The sequence below is a fragment of the Carboxylicivirga linearis genome (assembly GCF_018271995.1).
Classification (GTDB): Bacteria; Bacteroidota; Bacteroidia; order Bacteroidales; family Marinilabiliaceae; genus Carboxylicivirga; species Carboxylicivirga linearis.
On the sequence record NZ_JAGUCO010000001.1, the window covers coordinates 635,240 to 653,817 of the forward strand.

Here is an 18,578-nt window from a genome sequence, read left to right on the forward strand (position 1 = left end):
GAATTATGAGCAGATCATTAAAAAAAGGCCCATTTATCGACTATAAGCTGGAAAAGAAAGTTCTTGGACAGAACGATTCAGGTAAGAAATCAGTGATTAAGACCTGGGCCCGCGCTTCTATGATATCTCCGGATTTTGTAGGACACACTATTGCTGTACACAACGGTAATAAGTTCATCCCGGTTTATGTTACTGAAAATATGGTAGGACACAAATTAGGCGAATTTGCCCCAACCCGCACATATCGCGGTCATGGTGGTAATAAGAAAAAGTAATTGGCCTGCCAATTTAAAATTCTTTAAACAGTAAAAAATGGGTGCAAGAAAAAGAATAAGAGCTGAAAAAATAAAGGAAGCTAAGAAGACCGATTACTTCGCAAAGCTGAACAATGTACCTACTTCACCGCGGAAAATGCGCCTTGTTGCCGATATGATCCGAGGTAAAGAGGTGAACCTTGCTCTAGATATGTTGAAGTTCTCTTCAAAAGAGGCTTCAGGTAGAGTTGAGAAACTGTTGCTTTCTGCTATTGCTAATTGGAAAGAGAAAAACGAAGGTGTTCGCATCGAAGACGCTAATCTTTACGTGAGTGAAATCTCTGTAGATAGTGGTCGTATTTTGAAACGTTTACGTCCGGCTCCACAGGGTCGTGCACACCGTATCAGAAAACGTTCAAACCACGTTACATTACGCGTTGCAAGCAAAGTAGTATCTAATGAAAATCAAGAAAACTAATAGCTAGATGGGACAAAAAGTTAATCCAATTAGTAACCGATTAGGAATCATCAAGGGATGGGATTCCAACTGGTATGGAGGAAATAACTACGGCGATAAGCTGTTAGAAGACTCCAAGCTAAGAAAGTACCTCAATGCGCGTCTGGCTAAAGCTAGTATCTCACGTATCGTAATTGAAAGAACGTTGAAATTGGTAACTATTACCGTTTTCACTGCACGTCCTGGTATAATTATTGGTAAGGGAGGACAAGAAGTTGACAAGCTGAAAGAGGAGCTTAAGAAAATTACTGACAAAGAGGTTCAAATTAACATCTTTGAAGTAAAAAGACCAGAGTTGGATGCAATTATCGTAGCCAACAACATCGCTCGTCAGGTGGAAGGACGTATTGCATATCGTCGTGCCATTAAAATGGCTATTGCTTCTGCCATGCGAATGGGAGCTGAAGGTATTAAAGTACAGATCTCAGGCCGTTTGAACGGTGCTGAAATGGCCCGTACCGAAATGTATAAAGAAGGACGTACTCCTTTACATACATTACGTGCAGACATTGACTATGCTCAGGCAGAGGCATTGACTAAAATGGGTCTGATCGGTATTAAGGTATACATTTGTAAAGGAGAAATTTATGGTAAGCCAGATCTATCTCCAGCCTTGAATACTAAAGACAAGCCTTCTGGAAACCGTGGTGGTAGAGGTCCACGCAGAAGAAATAAGAAGTAATCATCCTTTCACTTTAATTGACAAGTAACGATGTTACAACCGAAAAAAGTTAAATTTAGAAGACAGCAGAAAGGTCGTATGAAAGGCGATGCCCAACGAGGCACTGAATTAGCCTTCGGATCTTTCGGAATTAAGTCTTTACAGAGTAAATGGATTACAGGTCGTCAGATTGAAGCAGCAAGGGTAGCGGTAACCCGTTACATGCAGCGTCAGGGACAGATCTGGATCAGAATATTCCCCGATAAACCAATTACCAAGAAGCCAGCCGAAGTAAGGATGGGTAAAGGTAAGGGTAGTCCAGAGGGATTTGTGGCCCCTGTTACTCCAGGACGTATCATTTTAGAATGCGAAGGAGTACCTTACGAAGTAGCAAAAGAAGCATTGCGTTTAGCGGCGCAAAAACTTCCGGTAACTACAAAATTTGTTGTGAGAAGGGATTATGTTGAATCTTCAAATGCTTAATGAGAGATGAAAGTACAAGAGATCAAAGAATTAAGTGTAAGCGAGATCCAAGAGCGTATTGAAACAGAAAAAGCAGCTTTACAGCAGCTTGAGTTAAATCACGCTACCTCGCCATTGGATAATCCAATGAAGATCAGACATACCCGTAGAAACATTGCGCGCTTGACGACTGTGTTGGGTCAAAAGCAACTAACTGAAAAATAATTAACAGATGGAAAGCAGAAATCTTAGAAAAGAGCGTATTGGTTTAGTAGCCAGCAACGCTATGGATAAGTCCATCGTTGTGTCTGTGGAAATTCGTGAGAAGCACCCCATCTATGGTAAGTTTGTGAAAAAGACCAAGAAGTTTCACGCGCACGATGAGAACAACGATTGTAATAACGGCGATACTGTAAAAATTATGGAAACTCGTCCGTTAAGTAAGACAAAACGTTGGAGATTAGTTGAAATTCTAGAAAGAGCGAAGTAATCATGATACAACAAGAATCTAGACTTTCAGTTGCCGATAACAGTGGAGCCAAAGAAGTATTATGTATCCGAGTTCTAGGTGGAACAAGGAAACGTTATGCCGGAGTAGGCGACCGTATCGTAGTAACTGTAAAAAGCGCCATTGCTGGTGGAGACCTTAAAAAAGGTACCGTAACCAAAGCAGTTGTAGTGCGCACTAAAAAAGAAGTTAGACGTCAAGATGGTTCCTACATCCGCTTTGATGAAAACGCTTGCGTTTTACTAAATCAGGCCGGTGAAATGAGAGGAACTCGTATTTTTGGCCCTGTAGCCCGTGAGCTAAGGGACGGATTTATGAAAATTGTATCCTTGGCGCCTGAAGTACTATAATCATCAAAGAGATTTAGAACAATGGGTAAATTGCATATTAAAAAAGGCGACATCGTAATTGTTAATGCCGGTGTCAACAAAGGCCAGGAAGGGAAAGTACTTGAGGTATTTCCTGAGAAACAGAGAGCCATTGTTGAAGGTGTTAACATGGTGAGCAAACATACAAAGCCTAATGCTGAGAGTCCGCAAGGAGGTATAATCAAGAAGGAGGCCCCTATTCATATTTCAAATTTGAATGTGAAAGATCCTTCAACCGGTAAAGCCACTCGTATTGGCCGAAAGTTGAACGATAACGGTAAATTAGTTCGTTATTCTAAAAAGTCAGGGGAGGAGATCAAGTAATGAGTTATACACCTAGTTTAAGCAAGCAATACAAGGAGCAGGTTGTACCAAACTTAATGAAACAGTTTGGATATAAATCAATCATGCAAGTTCCTAAATTGGAGAAAATCGTTATCAACCAAGGTATCGGAGCAGCAACTTCAGATAAGAAAATGGTTGAGAACGCAATTAAGGAGATGACCACAATTACGGGTCAGAAAGCTGTACCTTGTCTTTCTAAGAAGGACGTCTCAAACTTTAAGCTACGTAAAAAAATGCCTATCGGTGTTAGAGTAACTTTACGTCGTGAGAACATGTATGAATTTTTGGAACGCTTGATCCGCGTGGCTTTGCCACGTATTCGCGACTTCAAAGGTATCAACAGTAAGTTAGACGGACGTGGAAATTATACCTTAGGTATTGAGGAACAAATCATTTTTCCTGAAATAAATATCGACAATGTGTCGAAAATTTTGGGTATGAATATTACCTTTGTGACCTCGGGAAAAACCGATGAGGAAGCTTATGCTCTTTTAAAAGAGTTTGGGCTGCCATTTAAAAACGTAAAAAAGAACTAGTTATATGGCTAAGGAATCAATGAAAGCTCGCGAAGTAAAGAGAGCTAAAATGGTTGCCAAATACGCTGATAAACGTGCCGCATTAAAAGCAGAAGGTGATTACGTGGGTTTGCAGAAGCTTCCACGTAATGCTTCTCCTGTTCGCATGCATAACCGTTGTAAATTAACGGGTCGTCCAAAAGGATACATGCGTCAGTTCGGTCTTTCAAGGATTCAGTTCCGCGAAATGGCCTCTGCTGGTTTAATTCCAGGCGTTAAAAAAGCAAGTTGGTAAGAGTGTTAAATATTGTCCCGCATTATGCGGGATCAATTTAATCTTTATATAATGACAGATCCAATAGCAGATTTCCTGACAAGAATCAGGAATGCCATTATGGCGGGTCACAGGGTTGTTGAGGTACCTGCCTCCAACCTTAAGAGAGAGATGACCAAAATTCTTTTCGAGAAAGGGTACATCTTGAATTACAAATTTATCGATGACGATAAGCAAGGAGTAGTAAAGATCGCATTAAAGTACGATCCTCAAACTAAAACTCCAGCCATCAAGTCACTTAAAAGGGTTAGTACCCCTGGTTTGCGTTCTTACGCAGGGTACAAAAACCTTCCACGTGTATTGAATGGCTTGGGTATTGCTATTTTGTCTACGTCTAGAGGTGTAATGACAGATAAAGAAGCCCGAGTACAGAAAATCGGAGGTGAAGTATTGTGTTACGTTTATTAAAAAGAAGAAATTATGTCAAGAATTGGAAAAGCGCCGATTAGCATACCTTCAGGAGTGAACGTAACAGTAAAAGACAATGCAGTTACTGTAAAAGGCCCCAAAGGCGAATTAGTAGAAAAAATTCACCCTGAGTTAGAGGTAAAAGTTGAGGATGGAACTTTAACAGTTGAACGTCCTAACGATGAAAAAGAAATGCGTTCAATGCACGGTTTATATCGTTCATTGATTAACAACATGGTAGTTGGTGTTTCTGAAGGATACAAAAAGCAACTTGAATTAGTAGGTGTAGGTTACCGTGCTACCAACCAAGGTCAATTGTTGGAATTAGCATTGGGTTATTCTCACCCAATTCATTTAATGTTGCCTTCTGAGATTAAAGTAGAAGCGGTTACTGATAGAAAGAGCAATCCTATTATTACTCTTGAATCTGCAGATAAGCAATTGCTGGGGCAAGTATGTGCGAAAATACGGTCATTGCGTAAACCTGAGCCTTATAAAGGTAAAGGAGTACGTTTCAAAGGCGAGGTTATTCGTCGTAAGGCTGGTAAATCTGCAAAAGTTTAATGTAATTTAAATTAGGAGTTATGGCTTTTTCGAAAATAGAAAGAAGACGAAAAATAAAAATGCGTGTTCGCAGTAAAATTAGCGGAACCGCTGAACGCCCGCGCATGACTGTTTACAGAAGTAACAAGCAGATTTCGGTACAGTTAATTGATGATATTGCTGGTAAAACTTTAGCAGCGTCTTCATCATTGGCTAAAGAAATCGCTGATCAAAACGGAAATAAATCAGAAAAAGCTGCAATGGTAGGTAAAAACATTGCTGAAGTAGCAGCTAAAGCTGGTATTACTTCTGTTGTATTCGACAGAAACGGGTACTTATATCATGGTAGAGTTAAACAACTAGCTGATGCAGCTCGCGAAGCTGGGCTTAAATTCTAACAAACTATGGCTGGAAATAACAAAAGAGTAAGAAACAATAACGATCTTGAGTTAAAAGATCGTTTGGTTGCTATCAACAGGGTAACTAAAGTAACCAAGGGTGGTAGAACCTTTAGTTTTTCTGCCATTGTAGTGGTTGGAAACGAGAACGGCGTTGTTGGATGGGGGCTTGGTAAAGCCGGTGAAGTAACGACTGCTATCGCTAAAGGTGTTGAAGCTGCCAAGAAGAATCTAGTGAAGGTGCCAGTTATCAAAGGTACTATTCCTCATGAGCAATATGCACGTTACGGAGGAGCAAGCGTATTTATGAAGCCTGCTTCACACGGTACCGGAGTTAAAGCCGGTGGTGCAATGCGTGCCGTATTAGAGAGTGTTGGTGTAACTGACGTATTGGCGAAATCAAAAGGTTCGTCAAACCCTCATAACCTTGTAAAAGCAACTATTCATGCATTAACAGAATTACGTGATGCAGCTGAAGTAGCGCAAGTAAGAGGTGTAGCGTTAGATAAAGTTTTTAACGGATAAAAAGGAGAAAAATGGCTAAGATAAAAGTAACTCAAGTGAAGAGTAAAATCGGGGCCACTGCCAGACAAAAAAATACTTTGGCAGCCCTTGGGCTGAGAAAACTTCAGCAAACCGTTGAACACGAAGCAACGCCTCAAATTGAGGGAATGGTTCAGAAAGTGCTGCACTTAGTGTCAGTAGAAAGATAATTTGGTCAAACGAATTAGATAAAATAATATGAATTTAAATAACTTAAGACCTGCAAAAGGCTCAGTGAAAGCTTCAAAACGCATTGGTCGTGGTCAAGGTTCCGGACGCGGTGGAACATCTACACGCGGACACAAAGGAGCGAAATCACGTTCAGGTTACTCACGTAAGTTCGGTTTTGAAGGTGGTCAGATGCCATTGCAGAGAAGGGTTCCTAAATTCGGGTTCAAAAACATTAATCGCGTAGAGTACAAAGCTATTAACATAGAAGTACTTCAAGCAATGGCTGAAAAAAACAGCCTTACTGTTATCGAACCTGAATCAATGAGAGAAGCTGGTCTGATTAGCAAAAACGATTTAGTAAAGATTTTAGGTAATGGTGAGTTAAAAGCCAAATTAGAGGTGAAAGCTCACGCATTCTCAAAGTCAGCTGTCGAAGCTATCGAAGCTGCTCAAGGAACCGTAGTAAAATTGTAATTGAATGAAACTATTCGAAACCATCCGCAACATCTGGAAAATTGAGGAGTTAAAATCTCGAATCCTGACAACGTTATTGTATTTATTAATTTACCGTTTGGGTTCCTTTGTGGTTCTGCCAGGGATTGATCCTACTGAATTAGCGGCTCTAAAAGATCAAACTAGAGACGGAGTACTTGGACTTCTTGATATGTTTTCTGGAGGTGCATTTTCTAATGCTTCTATTTTTGCATTAGGAATTATGCCTTACATCTCTGCTTCAATTGTGATACAATTAATGGGTATAGCAGTACCTTACTTTCAACGTTTACAACGCGAAGGCGAAAGTGGACGAAGAAAGATTAATCAAATCACACGATATTTGACAGTTGTTATTTTGCTTGTTCAAGGTCCTGGTTTTATTGCCAACCTTAGAGCTCAATCAGCAGGTGCTATAGTAGAGGATGGATTCGGATTCTTTGCAACCAGTATTATTATCTTAACTGCCGGAACAATGTTCGTGATGTGGTTAGGAGAACGTATTACAGATAAAGGAATTGGTAATGGTATTTCATTAATCATTATGATTGGTATTATTGCCCGACTTCCTCAAAATCTGATTGCAGAATTCGTATCACGTTTAGAAGCTTCAAGCGGTAGCGGTGGTTTGGTGATGTTGCTAATAGAATTTGTTGTATTGTTCTTTGTTTTTGCTGGTACTATTCTTTTGGTACAAGGTACTCGCCGTATTCCGGTGCAGTATGCGAAAAGAATTGTAGGTAACAAGCAATATGGCGGAGTTCGTCAATACATTCCGTTAAAAGTAAATGCTGCAGGTGTAATGCCAATTATTTTTGCTCAAGCTATCATGTTTATACCAGTAACATTTGCTGGATTTGTTGATAGTGAAACAGCAACAGGCTTTGCTGCAATTTTTGCTAATTTTACCGGGTTTTGGTATAACTTTATTTTTGCAGTAATGATTATTGCCTTCACGTATTTCTATACGGCAATAACCATTAATCCTACACAAATGGCAGAAGATATGAAACGCAACGGTGGTTTCATTCCAGGTGTTAAGCCAGGAAAGAAAACGGTTGAGTTCCTGGATTCAGTAATGTCAAAAATTACTCTTCCTGGTTCTGTTCTCTTAGCTATTGTGGCTATTTTACCTGCTTTTGCAATGATGGCTGGTGTTGATCAAGGATTTGCACAATTTTACGGAGGTACATCTCTATTAATCTTAGTAGGTGTAGTTTTGGATACATTGCAGCAAGTTGAGAGTCATTTGTTAATGAGACATTATGACGGATTAACAAAGACAGGTAGGATTATGGGTAGATCCGGAGGTGGAGCTGCTATTTATTAATGCAGAATTACGATCATTGAAATGATTTATTTAAAGACTGACGAAGAAATAGAATTAATGCGTGAAAGCAACCAAATGGTTGCAAAAACGTTGGGTGAGATTGCTAAGGTGATTAAACCAGGAGTTTCTACGTTAGAGCTAGATAAAATAGCGGAGTCCTTCATTAGAGATAATGGAGGTACTCCTGCCTTTTTAAATTACCAGGGATTTCCAAATTCATTATGTACTTCGGTTAACGAACAAGTAGTGCATGGGATTCCTAATAACACACCTTTAAAAGAAGGTGATGTTGTGTCTGTTGATTGTGGAGTTTTAAAGAATGGTTTTTTTGGTGATTCAGCTTATACTTTTATGGTGGGAGAAGTTGCTCCCGAAGTAAAAGCATTATTAGAAGCGACCAAAGAATCGTTATACAAAGGAATCGAGCAAGCTGTTGAAAATAATCGTTTAGGTGATATTGGACATGCCGTACAAAAATATAGCGAAGATAGAGGTTACTCTGTTGTTCGTGAAATGGTTGGGCATGGAATCGGTCAAAACTTGCACGAAGCACCTGAAGTTCCTAATTACGGACGTAGAGGTAATGGAACAAAATTAAAGGCTGGTATGGTAATTGCTATCGAACCGATGATTAATTTAGGCCGACGTCAAATTATTCAAGAAAACGATGGATGGACCATTAGAACAGCCGATAAGAAGGTTTCAGCTCATTATGAACATACTGTAGCAATAAGAAAAGGTGAAGCAGATATACTTTCTAGTTTTAAATTTGTAGAAGAAATATTAACTTTGCGGTCTGAAAAATAAAAAGTTATATAATTATGGCGAAACAAGCGTCGATAGAACAAGACGGTACAATCATTGAAGCCTTGTCCAATGCCATGTTTAGAGTGGAATTGGAGAACGGACATATCATTACTGCACATATCTCAGGAAAGATGCGTATGCATTACATTAAAATCTTACCTGGTGATAAAGTAAAAGTAGAGATGTCTCCGTATGATTTGACAAAAGGAAGAATATCCTATAGATATAAATAGTAAAGTGACTGATCATGAAGGTTAGAGCATCTGTAAAAAAGAGAAGTGCCGATTGCAAAATCGTAAAACGCAAAGGGCGCTTATACGTGATTAATAAGAAGAATCCAAAGTTTAAACAACGTCAAGGATAATATTATGGCAAGGATTGCTGGAGTAGATATACCCTCTAATAAAAGAGGTGAAATAGCTTTGACTTACATCTACGGTATTGGACGTAGCAGAGCTAACGAAATTCTTTCTACCGTTGGTGTAGACTCGAATTTAAAAGTATCTGATTGGACTGACGAACAAGTGAAAGCTATTCGTGAGCAAATCTCAAATACTTATAAAATTGAGGGAGAATTGCGTTCAGAAATACAACTAAACATCAAGCGATTGATGGATATTGGTTGTTATCGTGGTATTCGTCACCGTATTGGTTTACCATTACGCGGACAACATACTAAAAACAACGCTCGTACACGTAAGGGTAAGAAGAAGACTGTTGCAAATAAAAAGAAAGCCACTAAATAATAAGTAAGATATGGCAAAGAAGTCAGGATCTCAAAAGAAGAGAGTCGTTAAAGTGGAAGCGCAGGGACAGGCTCATATCCATTCATCTTTCAACAACATTATTATTTCGCTGACTAATACAAATGGTCAGGTTATCTCGTGGTCAAGTGCCGGTAAAATGGGATTTAGAGGTTCTAAAAAGAACACCCCTTATGCAGCACAAATGGCAGCTACTGATTGTTCAAAAGTTGCTTTTGACCTGGGATTAAGAAAAGTAAAGGTGTATGTGAAAGGTCCAGGTAATGGTCGTGAATCTGCAATGCGTTCAATTCATGCTGCTGGTATTGAAGTAACAGAAATAGTTGATGTTACTCCATTGCCACATAATGGTTGTCGTCCACCGAAACGTAGAAGAGTTTAATTTCTCACTAGTTATTAACCATAGGTTTTTGACGGAGAATTTTGAATAAGAATTGGTTATATGATTATTACATCCTCTCTATAATCAGCGGCTGCCATATTCAATATTTAAAGTCAAAAATTTAAAGTCAAAAATTTAGAAGAATGGCTAGATATATTGGTCCAAAAACAAAAATCGCTCGTAAATTTGGTGAAGCGATTTATGGTCCGGATAAAAATTTCGAAAGAAGAAATTTTCCTCCTGGGCAACATGGTGCAAACCGTCGCAGAAAGACAAGTGAATATGGTTTGCAGTTAAAAGAAAAGCAAAAAGCTAAGTACACTTACGGTGTGTTGGAAAAACAATTCCGTAACCTATACAAAAAAGCATCTCGTAGTAAAGGTGTAACAGGTGAAGTGTTACTTGGTCTTTTAGAATCGCGTTTAGATAATGTTGTATTCCGTATGGGTATTGCCCCTACTCGTGCAGCAGCGCGTCAATTAGTATCTCATCGTCACATTGTGGTAGATGGTGGTATTGTAAATATTCCTTCTTATCAGGTTAAAGCTGATCAGATTGTGGGAATCCGCGAAAAGTCAAAATCTTTAGAAGTTATTTCTGAATCATTGGCTAATTCTGGAGCGCATAAATTTTCTTGGATTGAATGGGATAGCACCTCTTTATCAGGTAAGTTTTTAACTGTTCCTGAAAGAAGCGAAATTCCTGAAAACATTAAAGAACAGTTGATAGTTGAATTGTATTCTAAATAATTAATTCTTATGGCAATATTAGCATTCCAAAAACCAGATAAAGTAATCATGCTGGAAGCCGACGATAAATTCGGCAAATTTGAATTTCGTCCGCTCGAGCCAGGATATGGTATTACCGTTGGAAACGCCTTAAGAAGAATTTTGTTGAACTCTTTAGAGGGATACGCAATTACTACTGTCAAGATCGAAGGTGTAGATCACGAATTCTCTAGTATTCCTGGAGTAATTAATGATGTTACCGAAATCGTTCTTAACCTTAAACAGGTACGCTTCAAAAGCCTGGTTGAAGAAACTGATCAGGAAACTGTAAATGTTTCGATATCTGGTAAAGAAGAATTTACTGCAGGTGATTTAAACCAGTTTATGACAAACTTTGAGGTATTAAACCCAGAGTTGGTTATTGCTAAAATGAATCCGGAAGTAAATCTGCAAATGACTATCACTATCAATAAAGGTCGTGGATATGTTGTTGCAGACGAAAATAAACCTGTTGAGGCTGAATTTGGTGTAATTGCTGTTGATTCTATTTACACTCCTATTCGTAACGTTAAATATGCGATTGAAAACTATCGTGTAGAGCAAAAGACAGACTACGAAAAGTTGGTGATTGAAATTGAGTCAGATGGTTCAATCCATCCAAAAGATGCCTTGAAGGAAGCAGCTAAAATTCTTATTTATCACTTCATGCTATTCTCAGATGAAAAGATCACTCTTGATTCTGACGAGAAATTTGGCAATGAAGAATTCGATGAAGAAGTATTGCATATGCGTCAACTTCTGAAGACCAAATTAGTGGACATGGATCTGTCGGTACGTGCTTTAAATTGTTTGAAAGCAGCCGATGTAGAAACATTGGGTGAGTTGGTTACTTTTAACCGTAACGACTTGCTTAAGTTCCGTAACTTTGGTAAGAAGTCCTTAACCGAGCTAGATGATCTATTGCTTAATATGGGACTGACTTTCGGAATGGATACCGCAAAGTATAAATTAGACAAGGAATAATCGCGATGAGACATAGAAAGAAATTTAATCATTTAGGTCGTAAGAGCGCACACCGTAAAGCTATGTTAGCTAATATGGCTTCGTCTTTGATCCTTCATAAAAGAATCAAGACTACTGTAGCAAAGGCTAAAGCATTGCGCATGTATGTTGAGCCTCTTATCACTAAAACTAAAGGTTTGAGCACTGTTGAAGAAAAAACACATGCTCAACGTACAGTATTTTCTTATTTGAAAGATAAGTATGCTGTAAAAGAATTATTTACTGAGGTTGCAGAAAAAGTAGCTGACCGTCCAGGTGGTTACACTCGTATTTTAAAGTTAGGTAACCGTTTGGGTGATAACGCAGAAATGTGTTACATCGAGTTGGTTGACTACAACGAAAATATGTTAGAAACTAAGAAAGCCTCAGCAAAAGGTAAGAGAACAAGACGTGGACGTAGTAAATCAGCTGCAACTACTGCTGCTGTTACTGAGGCTCCAGCTCAAGAAACTCCTTCTGCAGAGCAAGCTTCTGAATCTACTGACGCTGAAACAAAAGAATAACATTTTTTAAAGAAAGGAAAGACGTAAGTTTTTCCTTTTTTTGTTTGTTTGGTGTAAATTTGGGGATAATTGTCGAGAAGGACATTATCCTTTTTTTTTAGAATTTTTCTATCAATACATAAATTGAATTAATTATGGGACAAATTACTAACATTCACGCCCGCGAAATCCTTGATTCACGAGGTAATCCTACTGTTGAAGTAGAAGTAACTGTTGAAAATGAAGTTATTGGTCGTGCTGCTGTACCATCTGGTGCTTCTACTGGTGAGCACGAAGCATTAGAAATGCGTGATGGCGACAAAAGCCGTTACCTTGGAAAAGGTGTGTTGAATGCAGTAAAAAATGTTAACGATGTAATTGCTCCTGAGCTTGAAGGAATGAGCGTATTTGAGCAAGTACAAATCGATAACAAAATGTTAGAATTAGATGGCACTTCAACTAAAAGCAAATTAGGCGCGAATGCTATCTTAGGTGTTTCTTTAGCTTGTGCTCGTGCTGCTGCTGAGTACCTTGGAATGCCATTGTATCGTTATATTGGCGGAACAAACGCTGTTACTCTTCCTGTTCCAATGATGAATATCATCAATGGTGGATCTCACTCTGATGCAACTATCGCATTCCAGGAGTTCATGATTCGTCCTGTTGGAGCATCTTCTTTCCGTGAAGGTTTACGTATGGGTGCTGAAGTATTCCATGCTTTAGCTAAAGTATTAAAAGGTAAAGGTCTTTCTACTGCAGTAGGTGACGAAGGTGGTTTCGCTCCTATGTTAGGTGGTACTGAAGAGGCTATCGATTCTATCTTAACTGCTATTACTAACGCTGGTTATAAACCAGGTCGTAAAGAAGATGGTGGTGATGTTTCAATCGCTATGGACTGTGCTTCTTCTGAGTTTTACAAAGATGGAGTTTACGATTACAGTATTTTTGAGCCAAACGGACAAAAACGTAATTCACAAGAACAAGCTGCTTACCTTGCTGAACTAGTTGCTAAATACCCAATCGATTCTATTGAAGACGGTATGGACGAAAATGACTGGGACGGATGGGTAGCATTAAACACAGCTATTGGCGACAAGTGTCAATTAGTTGGTGATGACTTATTCGTAACTAACGTTGATTACTTGAAAAAAGGTATCGAATTAGGTGCTGCTAACTCAATCTTAATTAAAGTAAACCAAATTGGTACTTTAACGGAAACATTGAACGCTATTGAAATGGCTCACCGTGCTGGATTTACTTCAGTAACTTCTCACCGTTCAGGTGAAACTGAAGATTCTACTATTGCTGACATTGCTGTTGCAACTAATAGTGGACAAATCAAAACAGGTTCATTAAGCCGTTCTGACCGTATGGCTAAGTATAACCAACTACTTCGTATCGAAGAAGAATTAGGTGCTACTGCTGTTTACGGTTATGCTAAAGTTCAAAAGAAATAATCTGGAACTTTATTATATATGAAAGGCTGTCTTTTAAGGCAGCCTTTTTTTGTGCCTCGAAATTATTATCTCAGCTGTTTTGTCTGTCAAAGTAACCGTTAAACAATTGACTTTATTAAGTGTTTAATACATACCTTTAGTAGACTTCACTAAGTGGTAACCCTTTTATTAACATACTCAGCGTAACAATATGGATCATATTAAGCAAAAAATTATTGAGATAGGTCGTCCTAAGTCAGAAACGGTTAAAAGACTCATTAAGGAATATGGTGATCAACCTATTCAGGAAGTTAATTTAGGTCAAGTACTTACCGGAATGAAGGGGGTGGTTTCATTGTTAACTTGTACATCAAAATTGGATCCTGAAGAAGGAATTCGATTTAGAGGATATACCATTCCGCAGTTACAAGAACTCTTGCCTAAAATGCAAGTCGATGGAGAGCCATTACCAGAAGGACTTTTTTATTTGATGTTAACAGGTGAGTTGCCAACTAAGGATGATGTAAATTTTATTAGTAATCAATGGGCACAACGTGCCATGAATATACCACCTCATGTATTTGATGTTATAAATGCATTGCCTAAAGATGCTCATCCAATGATTCAGTTTAACACTGCTATTTTAGCCATGTCAACTGAATCGCAATTTCGTAAAGCCTATTTGGCAGGGATGGATAAAAAGGATTATTGGGATCCTACATATGAGGGAGTGATGGATTTGATTGCTCGCCTACCTGTTATTGCATCTTACATTTACAGACGTGTATTTCATAATGAGAAGTACATTGAATTAGATCCGGCATTGGACTGGGCTGGTAATTTAGCTCATATGATGGGGTACGAAGAAGTGGAAGTAAAACGATTAATGCGGCTGTACATGATGATTCATGCTGATCATGAAGGGGGTAATGTGTCTGCACATGCTACCCATTTGGTTGGTTCAGCCTTGTCCAATCCTTACTATAGCTTTTCGGCCGGAATGAATGGATTAGCTGGCCCTTTACATGGTATGGCAAACCAAAATGTAATGCATTGGATTCATAAGATGCTACGTGAAATTGGAGAAGAAAATCCATCAGAGGATCAAATTCGTGAATATGCAAAAGAAACTTTAAGCAAGGGGCAGGTAATACCTGGATATGGACATGCCGTGTTAAGAAAAACAGATCCAAGGTTTACTGTTCAGCTTGAATTTGCAAAAAAATATTTGCCTGATGCTCCATTAATTCAGTTAGTTGAAAAAATATATAATGTTGTACCTGAGATATTACTCGCAACCGGTAAAGTAAAAAATCCGTGGCCAAATGTGGATGCTATAAGCGGTTCGTTACTATCATCCTATGGAATTACAGAGTATCCTATTTATACCGTATTATTTGGAGTGTCTCGTGCTTTAGGAGTGCTTACACAACTTATTTGGGATAGGTTGTATGGATTACCTATTGAAAGACCCAAATCACAAAATCTTGCATGGTATATGAATAAAGTCAACTATCAGGAATAATACTTTTTGTTTTTTTTATAAAGAAGAGGTGATTAATACACCTCTTTTTTTGTTTAGAATAGTTACATTTAAGAATGTAGAGAAGCCTTTTTTTGAATTTGAATTATGCCATAGCTGAAATTTTTAATATAATCACTTACATCAACTGTTTTTTACTATTTTTACCTAAATAGAGTGGGAAAACAAACTATTTATATGTTGTTGAAATTCAAAAAGATAATTTTTAGATTGTTCGCAGTTCTTTTATTATTAAGTTCTGTAAATGGTTTGTTGGGTGCAGAGGACTGGAGTGTAAAGCAGTACTGTATCAGCGAAGGATTATCTAATAGTGATGTAACTGCCATTTATCAGGATAGTTATGGATTTATTTGGGTAGGTACGTCTGATGGATTAAATAGGTACGATGGGTATAAATTTGAAGTCTATCGTCATAATCCAATTGATACAACTTCCATTATTGGAAATAGAATTCAATGTATTATTGAAACAGATAACGGAGATATCTGGATTGGAACCAAAAATAGTGGGATTGCCAGATGGAATAGAGAAGATGGTTCTTTTACCAATATTGGAATGGAATCAGAGCCGTTTCTGTCGTTAAAAGAATGTGGTGTTTACGGAATGTTGGCTCAGAAGGATCAGGTATGGGTTAAAACACGAAATTACATTTTTAAGATAGATCAATCGTTAGAAAACTACGAGAGCTTTGGGCACTATTCATCTGTTTTTAAATCCGGATCTGGAATAGCATATCCTTTAACCTTTCATGATCAAAGATTATGGGTTGGATCCAAAGATGGAATTCATCAGTTTGAAGTTGCCAGTAAGACATTTAACCGGATTAGTCTTGGTCAAGGCAAGAAAGATTTAGAGATAAGTGATTTAATTCAACTAAATGATAGTTGCTTGTTGCTTTCTTCAATGTCGGATATTAAGTTGTATAACACCAGAAAAAATACAATCCGGAAAGTATATACAAATTCGTCATGGAATAAGGGTCGAGAGATTTATTGCTTAAAAAGAGAAGAGAAAGATTGCTGGGTTGGAACTTCTAACGGGTTATTATATTCAAAAAATATTGATCTTGGTTTTGATGAGATTTCATTAACCTATGGGGCGCATGAAGAGTTAAAAAATATCAGTGCCATTATGATTGATAAAAGTGGCTTAATGTGGTTAGGAACCAAAACTGATGGATTATTTAAAGTAGATCGTAAGCCCGCAAAATTCAAATCAATAACAAAACAAACATCAGAATATCCATTAGATAGCTATAACTTTAAATCTGTGTTTGTTGATGAGGATAATAAGTTGTGGTTGGGTACAAATGATAAAGGAGTTTATTGTATCGACAGAGATAAAAAGGACTATAAACATTACCCCATTGTTCCTATTTACAGTAATGAGAACGATCCTTCGGTATTATCAATTTTAAAAGATAGAAATGGTACTTTATGGTTTGGTACTGATCGGGGTATTTATGTGTTAAAAAGAGGTTGGTCTAACATACAGGAATTCGATTATACAGATAGTAATGAGTTTCGTAATCTGTTAACGATTAATCGAACCAATGATATTCTAGAGGATGGATTGGGTAATATCTGGTTTGCAACTCAATTTGGACTGTATAGATACAACGGGAAGAAACTCACGAGTTATTTTGCTGATCAGGATAATGAAGGAAGCTTGTGTAGTGATGAAATTAATGCCCTTTATGAAGATGATGAAGGCTGGATATGGATTGGTACCAATGATGGAGTAAATATTTTTGATTTGGCTGACGAGAAGTTTAGCCGTATCAGAAATAAAATTGGTGAGGAATTGGTTATTAGCCATAATATTATCCTGTCTTTTGTTCAGGATGCTGAGAAAAGAATTATCATTGGAACTCAGTCTGGGCTATCTTATTTTGATAAGAAGACCAGGAAATCTGGATTTTGGGCAGATAATAATGAGTTAACAACCAGTAAAGTTTATTCGTTAGAGGTAGATGGTTATAACAGAATCTGGATGAGTTCCGGAAATGGTATATCCTTTTTAATAACCGACCAGACTTTCTTCCGCTTTAATGAAAAAGATGGAGTTGCTAATGTAACTTTTAATAATGGAGCGTCATTTAATAATGGTAATAAAGAATTGTTATTTTCCGGCGACAAAGGGCTAACGATTATTAAACCGGATTCGATCAGGCAAAATCTTATTCGACCTGAAGTTATACTTACTAACGTTAAGTTAACTCAAAAAGGTAATGTAATTAAAAACTATCAGGGAGATATTAAGGATATCACATTTAAATATAGTCGTAATTCAATCCTGCATGTAAATTATGCAGCCATGGAATTTACCAATCCGCAATATAACTCATACAAGGTATATCTTGACGGGCATGATGATAATTGGAGGCCTATAACACGTAGTAATTATGTTGATTTTTCTAATCTTTCACCGGGTAAGTATACGCTAAAAATTACTGGTGCTAATAGTGATTTTGTTTGGAATAACGAACCAACTGAATTACATATAACTATCAATCCTCCACTTTGGATGTCGAACTATGCGTATGTCTTCTATTTTATTTTTGGTTTTTTTATAATACAAACCTTTATTAATTATCGGGTTAGAAAATATAGGAAAGCCTATAAAGTACTTAGAGAAAATGCGGAAGATAAAATTAAGATAGAGAAACAGAAAGAGGATATTTCCAGCATACATCAAAGTCTTACAGATAGTATAAGTTATGCCAAAAGAATACAGGAGGCGATGATTCCATCAGAGAAAATGGTGAAGACCATTATACCTGAATCGTTTGTGTATTATCGACCAAAGGATATTGTAAGTGGTGACTTTTACTGGACTTTTGAACGCAACGGAAAAGTATTTGTGGCAGCAGTGGATTGTACCGGTCATGGTGTGCCAGGTGCCTTTATGTCGATTATTGGTTTTGACTTAATTAAAAACATTATCGAGATACAAGGGATTGAATGTCCGGAAGCAGTGCTTAATAAATTGAATGAAGAAGTTGTTCATACCTTTAGTAATAATGGCAGCGAAGGCAATCTTAAACGTGATGTAAATGACGGGATGGATATGACTTTGGTGGTGTATGACAAGAAACAGCAGGTCGTTGAATTTGCCGGAGCGATGAATCCGATATACATTATCAGAGACAATGAAATTGTAGTTTATAAAGGTGACCGGATTTCGATAGGATATAAGTCGGAGGACAATAAATTATTTAGTAAAAAGGTTATTCCTGTAGCTAAAGATGATATTATCTATATGTTTTCGGATGGTTATGCAGATCAGTTTGGAGGACCGGATGGTAAAAAGTTTAAATATCGACGATTCAGGCATTTGCTATTAAATATTCATAAGCTGCCAATAGAAGATCAAAAGGCTATTCTGCATCAAAAAATGGAAGAATGGATGGGTAGTGAGCATGAGCAAATAGATGATATGCTTTTGATGGGGCTTAAGTTATAATCTTCTTATTAGGAAGTTGAAGAAATGAAAAAAGGCTCACTATGGAGCCTTTTGATATTT

The 18,578-nt window shown here is 37.7% G+C and carries 28 protein-coding genes; all 28 read left to right on the forward strand.

The features are described from left to right. The first annotated feature begins 5 nt into the window (after nucleotides 1–5). The 28 genes from rpsS (at nucleotide 6) to KEM10_RS02945 (ending at nucleotide 18,518) form a co-directional block, all read left to right on the forward strand. Nucleotides 6–275 carry a 30S ribosomal protein S19 gene (gene rpsS / locus KEM10_RS02810; RefSeq protein WP_212213210.1) on the forward strand — a complete coding sequence of 90 codons (270 nt, stop codon included), beginning with the start codon at nucleotides 6–8 and terminating at the stop codon, nucleotides 273–275. A gap of 37 nt (nucleotides 276–312) precedes the next feature. Continuing rightward, on the forward strand, nucleotides 313–732 hold the full coding sequence (gene rplV, locus KEM10_RS02815; protein ID WP_212213212.1) for a 50S ribosomal protein L22: 420 nt from the start codon (nucleotides 313–315) through the stop codon (nucleotides 730–732). A 7-nt stretch (nucleotides 733–739) separates the two neighbouring features. Then, entirely contained in the window at nucleotides 740–1,453 is a 714-nt protein-coding gene (rpsC, locus tag KEM10_RS02820) for a 30S ribosomal protein S3 (protein WP_212213214.1), read from the forward strand. A gap of 30 nt (nucleotides 1,454–1,483) precedes the next feature. Further along, nucleotides 1,484–1,915, forward strand: a complete 432-nt coding sequence (gene rplP / locus KEM10_RS02825; protein WP_212213216.1) for a 50S ribosomal protein L16 — start codon at nucleotides 1,484–1,486, stop codon at nucleotides 1,913–1,915. 6 nt (nucleotides 1,916–1,921) lie between these two features. Beyond that, entirely contained in the window at nucleotides 1,922–2,119 is a 198-nt protein-coding gene (rpmC, locus tag KEM10_RS02830) for a 50S ribosomal protein L29 (RefSeq protein ID WP_212213219.1), read from the forward strand. A 7-nt stretch (nucleotides 2,120–2,126) separates the two neighbouring features. After that, nucleotides 2,127–2,384, forward strand: a complete 258-nt coding sequence (gene rpsQ / locus KEM10_RS02835) for a 30S ribosomal protein S17 (protein ID WP_212213223.1) — start codon at nucleotides 2,127–2,129, stop codon at nucleotides 2,382–2,384. 2 nt (nucleotides 2,385–2,386) lie between these two features. Next, nucleotides 2,387–2,752 (forward strand): 50S ribosomal protein L14, encoded by a 366-nt coding sequence (gene rplN, locus KEM10_RS02840; protein ID WP_212213226.1) that lies wholly within the window; start codon nucleotides 2,387–2,389, stop codon nucleotides 2,750–2,752. Nucleotides 2,753–2,773: 21 nt separating this feature from the next. Further along, the gene (rplX, locus tag KEM10_RS02845) at nucleotides 2,774–3,094 is read left to right on the forward strand and encodes a 50S ribosomal protein L24 (RefSeq protein WP_449508522.1); all 321 of its coding nucleotides are present in this window, start codon (nucleotides 2,774–2,776) and stop codon (nucleotides 3,092–3,094) included. Then, nucleotides 3,094–3,651 carry a 50S ribosomal protein L5 gene (gene rplE / locus KEM10_RS02850; protein ID WP_212213229.1) on the forward strand — a complete coding sequence of 186 codons (558 nt, stop codon included), beginning with the start codon at nucleotides 3,094–3,096 and terminating at the stop codon, nucleotides 3,649–3,651. The genes rplX and rplE overlap by 1 nt, the downstream gene beginning before the upstream one ends. A gap of 4 nt (nucleotides 3,652–3,655) precedes the next feature. Then, nucleotides 3,656–3,925, forward strand: a complete 270-nt coding sequence (gene rpsN / locus KEM10_RS02855) for a 30S ribosomal protein S14 (RefSeq protein WP_212213232.1) — start codon at nucleotides 3,656–3,658, stop codon at nucleotides 3,923–3,925. A gap of 51 nt (nucleotides 3,926–3,976) precedes the next feature. Further along, nucleotides 3,977–4,372 (forward strand): 30S ribosomal protein S8, encoded by a 396-nt coding sequence (rpsH, locus tag KEM10_RS02860; RefSeq protein ID WP_212213235.1) that lies wholly within the window; start codon nucleotides 3,977–3,979, stop codon nucleotides 4,370–4,372. A gap of 12 nt (nucleotides 4,373–4,384) precedes the next feature. Then, nucleotides 4,385–4,936 carry a 50S ribosomal protein L6 gene (gene rplF, locus KEM10_RS02865; RefSeq protein WP_212213238.1) on the forward strand — a complete coding sequence of 184 codons (552 nt, stop codon included), beginning with the start codon at nucleotides 4,385–4,387 and terminating at the stop codon, nucleotides 4,934–4,936. A 20-nt stretch (nucleotides 4,937–4,956) separates the two neighbouring features. Continuing rightward, entirely contained in the window at nucleotides 4,957–5,313 is a 357-nt protein-coding gene (rplR, locus tag KEM10_RS02870) for a 50S ribosomal protein L18 (protein ID WP_212213241.1), read from the forward strand. A gap of 6 nt (nucleotides 5,314–5,319) precedes the next feature. Continuing rightward, complete coding sequence (rpsE, locus tag KEM10_RS02875; RefSeq protein WP_212213244.1) at nucleotides 5,320–5,838, forward strand: 30S ribosomal protein S5; 519 nt, start codon at nucleotides 5,320–5,322, stop codon at nucleotides 5,836–5,838. 11 nt (nucleotides 5,839–5,849) lie between these two features. Continuing rightward, a complete protein-coding gene (rpmD, locus tag KEM10_RS02880; protein ID WP_212213247.1) occupies nucleotides 5,850–6,026 on the forward strand; it encodes a 50S ribosomal protein L30 in 177 nt (58 codons plus the stop codon). Nucleotides 6,027–6,054: 28 nt separating this feature from the next. Next, the gene (gene rplO, locus KEM10_RS02885; protein WP_212213249.1) at nucleotides 6,055–6,501 is read left to right on the forward strand and encodes a 50S ribosomal protein L15; all 447 of its coding nucleotides are present in this window, start codon (nucleotides 6,055–6,057) and stop codon (nucleotides 6,499–6,501) included. A gap of 4 nt (nucleotides 6,502–6,505) precedes the next feature. Beyond that, a complete protein-coding gene (secY, locus tag KEM10_RS02890; RefSeq protein WP_212213252.1) occupies nucleotides 6,506–7,849 on the forward strand; it encodes a preprotein translocase subunit SecY in 1,344 nt (447 codons plus the stop codon). Between the two features lie 21 nt (nucleotides 7,850–7,870). Then, nucleotides 7,871–8,656: a type I methionyl aminopeptidase gene (gene map / locus KEM10_RS02895; RefSeq protein ID WP_212213256.1), complete on the forward strand. Its 786-nt coding sequence runs from the start codon at nucleotides 7,871–7,873 to the stop codon at nucleotides 8,654–8,656. 14 nt (nucleotides 8,657–8,670) lie between these two features. Next, nucleotides 8,671–8,889, forward strand: coding sequence for a translation initiation factor IF-1 (gene infA / locus KEM10_RS02900; RefSeq protein ID WP_143303625.1), 219 nt, complete (start codon nucleotides 8,671–8,673; stop codon nucleotides 8,887–8,889). A gap of 14 nt (nucleotides 8,890–8,903) precedes the next feature. Further along, nucleotides 8,904–9,020 (forward strand): type B 50S ribosomal protein L36, encoded by a 117-nt coding sequence (gene ykgO, locus KEM10_RS02905; protein ID WP_071792536.1) that lies wholly within the window; start codon nucleotides 8,904–8,906, stop codon nucleotides 9,018–9,020. 4 nt (nucleotides 9,021–9,024) lie between these two features. Then, the gene (rpsM, locus tag KEM10_RS02910) at nucleotides 9,025–9,402 is read left to right on the forward strand and encodes a 30S ribosomal protein S13 (RefSeq protein WP_212213258.1); all 378 of its coding nucleotides are present in this window, start codon (nucleotides 9,025–9,027) and stop codon (nucleotides 9,400–9,402) included. A 10-nt stretch (nucleotides 9,403–9,412) separates the two neighbouring features. Next, nucleotides 9,413–9,802 (forward strand): 30S ribosomal protein S11, encoded by a 390-nt coding sequence (gene rpsK / locus KEM10_RS02915; RefSeq protein WP_212213261.1) that lies wholly within the window; start codon nucleotides 9,413–9,415, stop codon nucleotides 9,800–9,802. Between the two features lie 143 nt (nucleotides 9,803–9,945). Further along, nucleotides 9,946–10,551, forward strand: a complete 606-nt coding sequence (gene rpsD, locus KEM10_RS02920) for a 30S ribosomal protein S4 (RefSeq protein WP_212213263.1) — start codon at nucleotides 9,946–9,948, stop codon at nucleotides 10,549–10,551. Nucleotides 10,552–10,560: 9 nt separating this feature from the next. Next, entirely contained in the window at nucleotides 10,561–11,553 is a 993-nt protein-coding gene (locus tag KEM10_RS02925; RefSeq protein WP_212213265.1) for a DNA-directed RNA polymerase subunit alpha, read from the forward strand. A 5-nt stretch (nucleotides 11,554–11,558) separates the two neighbouring features. Next, the gene (gene rplQ / locus KEM10_RS02930) at nucleotides 11,559–12,095 is read left to right on the forward strand and encodes a 50S ribosomal protein L17 (protein ID WP_212213267.1); all 537 of its coding nucleotides are present in this window, start codon (nucleotides 11,559–11,561) and stop codon (nucleotides 12,093–12,095) included. Nucleotides 12,096–12,229: 134 nt separating this feature from the next. Next, on the forward strand, nucleotides 12,230–13,531 hold the full coding sequence (gene eno / locus KEM10_RS02935) for a phosphopyruvate hydratase (protein ID WP_212213269.1): 1,302 nt from the start codon (nucleotides 12,230–12,232) through the stop codon (nucleotides 13,529–13,531). Nucleotides 13,532–13,721: 190 nt separating this feature from the next. After that, entirely contained in the window at nucleotides 13,722–15,035 is a 1,314-nt protein-coding gene (locus tag KEM10_RS02940; protein WP_212213271.1) for a citrate (Si)-synthase, read from the forward strand. A 228-nt stretch (nucleotides 15,036–15,263) separates the two neighbouring features. Beyond that, on the forward strand, nucleotides 15,264–18,518 hold the full coding sequence (locus tag KEM10_RS02945) for a ligand-binding sensor domain-containing protein (protein ID WP_212213274.1): 3,255 nt from the start codon (nucleotides 15,264–15,266) through the stop codon (nucleotides 18,516–18,518). The last annotated feature ends 60 nt before the right edge of the window (nucleotides 18,519–18,578 follow it).

Excerpts from the sequence above, each read along its gene's own strand:
- rpsS (WP_212213210.1), top strand. The coding sequence starts at position 6 with ATGAGCAGATCATTAAAAAAAGGCCCATTTATCGACTATAAGCTGGAA.
- rplV (WP_212213212.1), top strand. The coding sequence starts at position 313 with ATGGGTGCAAGAAAAAGAATAAGAGCTGAAAAAATAAAGGAAGCTAAG.
- rpsC (WP_212213214.1), top strand. The coding sequence starts at position 740 with ATGGGACAAAAAGTTAATCCAATTAGTAACCGATTAGGAATCATCAAG.
- rplP (WP_212213216.1), top strand. The coding sequence starts at position 1,484 with ATGTTACAACCGAAAAAAGTTAAATTTAGAAGACAGCAGAAAGGTCGT.
- rpmC (WP_212213219.1), top strand. The coding sequence starts at position 1,922 with ATGAAAGTACAAGAGATCAAAGAATTAAGTGTAAGCGAGATCCAAGAG.
- rpsQ (WP_212213223.1), top strand. The coding sequence starts at position 2,127 with ATGGAAAGCAGAAATCTTAGAAAAGAGCGTATTGGTTTAGTAGCCAGC.
- rplN (WP_212213226.1), top strand. The coding sequence starts at position 2,387 with ATGATACAACAAGAATCTAGACTTTCAGTTGCCGATAACAGTGGAGCC.
- rplX (WP_449508522.1), top strand. The coding sequence starts at position 2,774 with ATGGGTAAATTGCATATTAAAAAAGGCGACATCGTAATTGTTAATGCC.
- rplE (WP_212213229.1), top strand. The coding sequence starts at position 3,094 with ATGAGTTATACACCTAGTTTAAGCAAGCAATACAAGGAGCAGGTTGTA.
- rpsN (WP_212213232.1), top strand. The coding sequence starts at position 3,656 with ATGGCTAAGGAATCAATGAAAGCTCGCGAAGTAAAGAGAGCTAAAATG.
- rpsH (WP_212213235.1), top strand. The coding sequence starts at position 3,977 with ATGACAGATCCAATAGCAGATTTCCTGACAAGAATCAGGAATGCCATT.
- rplF (WP_212213238.1), top strand. The coding sequence starts at position 4,385 with ATGTCAAGAATTGGAAAAGCGCCGATTAGCATACCTTCAGGAGTGAAC.
- rplR (WP_212213241.1), top strand. The coding sequence starts at position 4,957 with ATGGCTTTTTCGAAAATAGAAAGAAGACGAAAAATAAAAATGCGTGTT.
- rpsE (WP_212213244.1), top strand. The coding sequence starts at position 5,320 with ATGGCTGGAAATAACAAAAGAGTAAGAAACAATAACGATCTTGAGTTA.
- rpmD (WP_212213247.1), top strand. The coding sequence starts at position 5,850 with ATGGCTAAGATAAAAGTAACTCAAGTGAAGAGTAAAATCGGGGCCACT.
- rplO (WP_212213249.1), top strand. The coding sequence starts at position 6,055 with ATGAATTTAAATAACTTAAGACCTGCAAAAGGCTCAGTGAAAGCTTCA.
- secY (WP_212213252.1), top strand. The coding sequence starts at position 6,506 with ATGAAACTATTCGAAACCATCCGCAACATCTGGAAAATTGAGGAGTTA.
- map (WP_212213256.1), top strand. The coding sequence starts at position 7,871 with ATGATTTATTTAAAGACTGACGAAGAAATAGAATTAATGCGTGAAAGC.
- infA (WP_143303625.1), top strand. The coding sequence starts at position 8,671 with ATGGCGAAACAAGCGTCGATAGAACAAGACGGTACAATCATTGAAGCC.
- ykgO (WP_071792536.1), top strand. The coding sequence starts at position 8,904 with ATGAAGGTTAGAGCATCTGTAAAAAAGAGAAGTGCCGATTGCAAAATC.
- rpsM (WP_212213258.1), top strand. The coding sequence starts at position 9,025 with ATGGCAAGGATTGCTGGAGTAGATATACCCTCTAATAAAAGAGGTGAA.
- rpsK (WP_212213261.1), top strand. The coding sequence starts at position 9,413 with ATGGCAAAGAAGTCAGGATCTCAAAAGAAGAGAGTCGTTAAAGTGGAA.
- rpsD (WP_212213263.1), top strand. The coding sequence starts at position 9,946 with ATGGCTAGATATATTGGTCCAAAAACAAAAATCGCTCGTAAATTTGGT.
- KEM10_RS02925 (WP_212213265.1), top strand. The coding sequence starts at position 10,561 with ATGGCAATATTAGCATTCCAAAAACCAGATAAAGTAATCATGCTGGAA.
- rplQ (WP_212213267.1), top strand. The coding sequence starts at position 11,559 with ATGAGACATAGAAAGAAATTTAATCATTTAGGTCGTAAGAGCGCACAC.
- eno (WP_212213269.1), top strand. The coding sequence starts at position 12,230 with ATGGGACAAATTACTAACATTCACGCCCGCGAAATCCTTGATTCACGA.
- KEM10_RS02940 (WP_212213271.1), top strand. The coding sequence starts at position 13,722 with ATGGATCATATTAAGCAAAAAATTATTGAGATAGGTCGTCCTAAGTCA.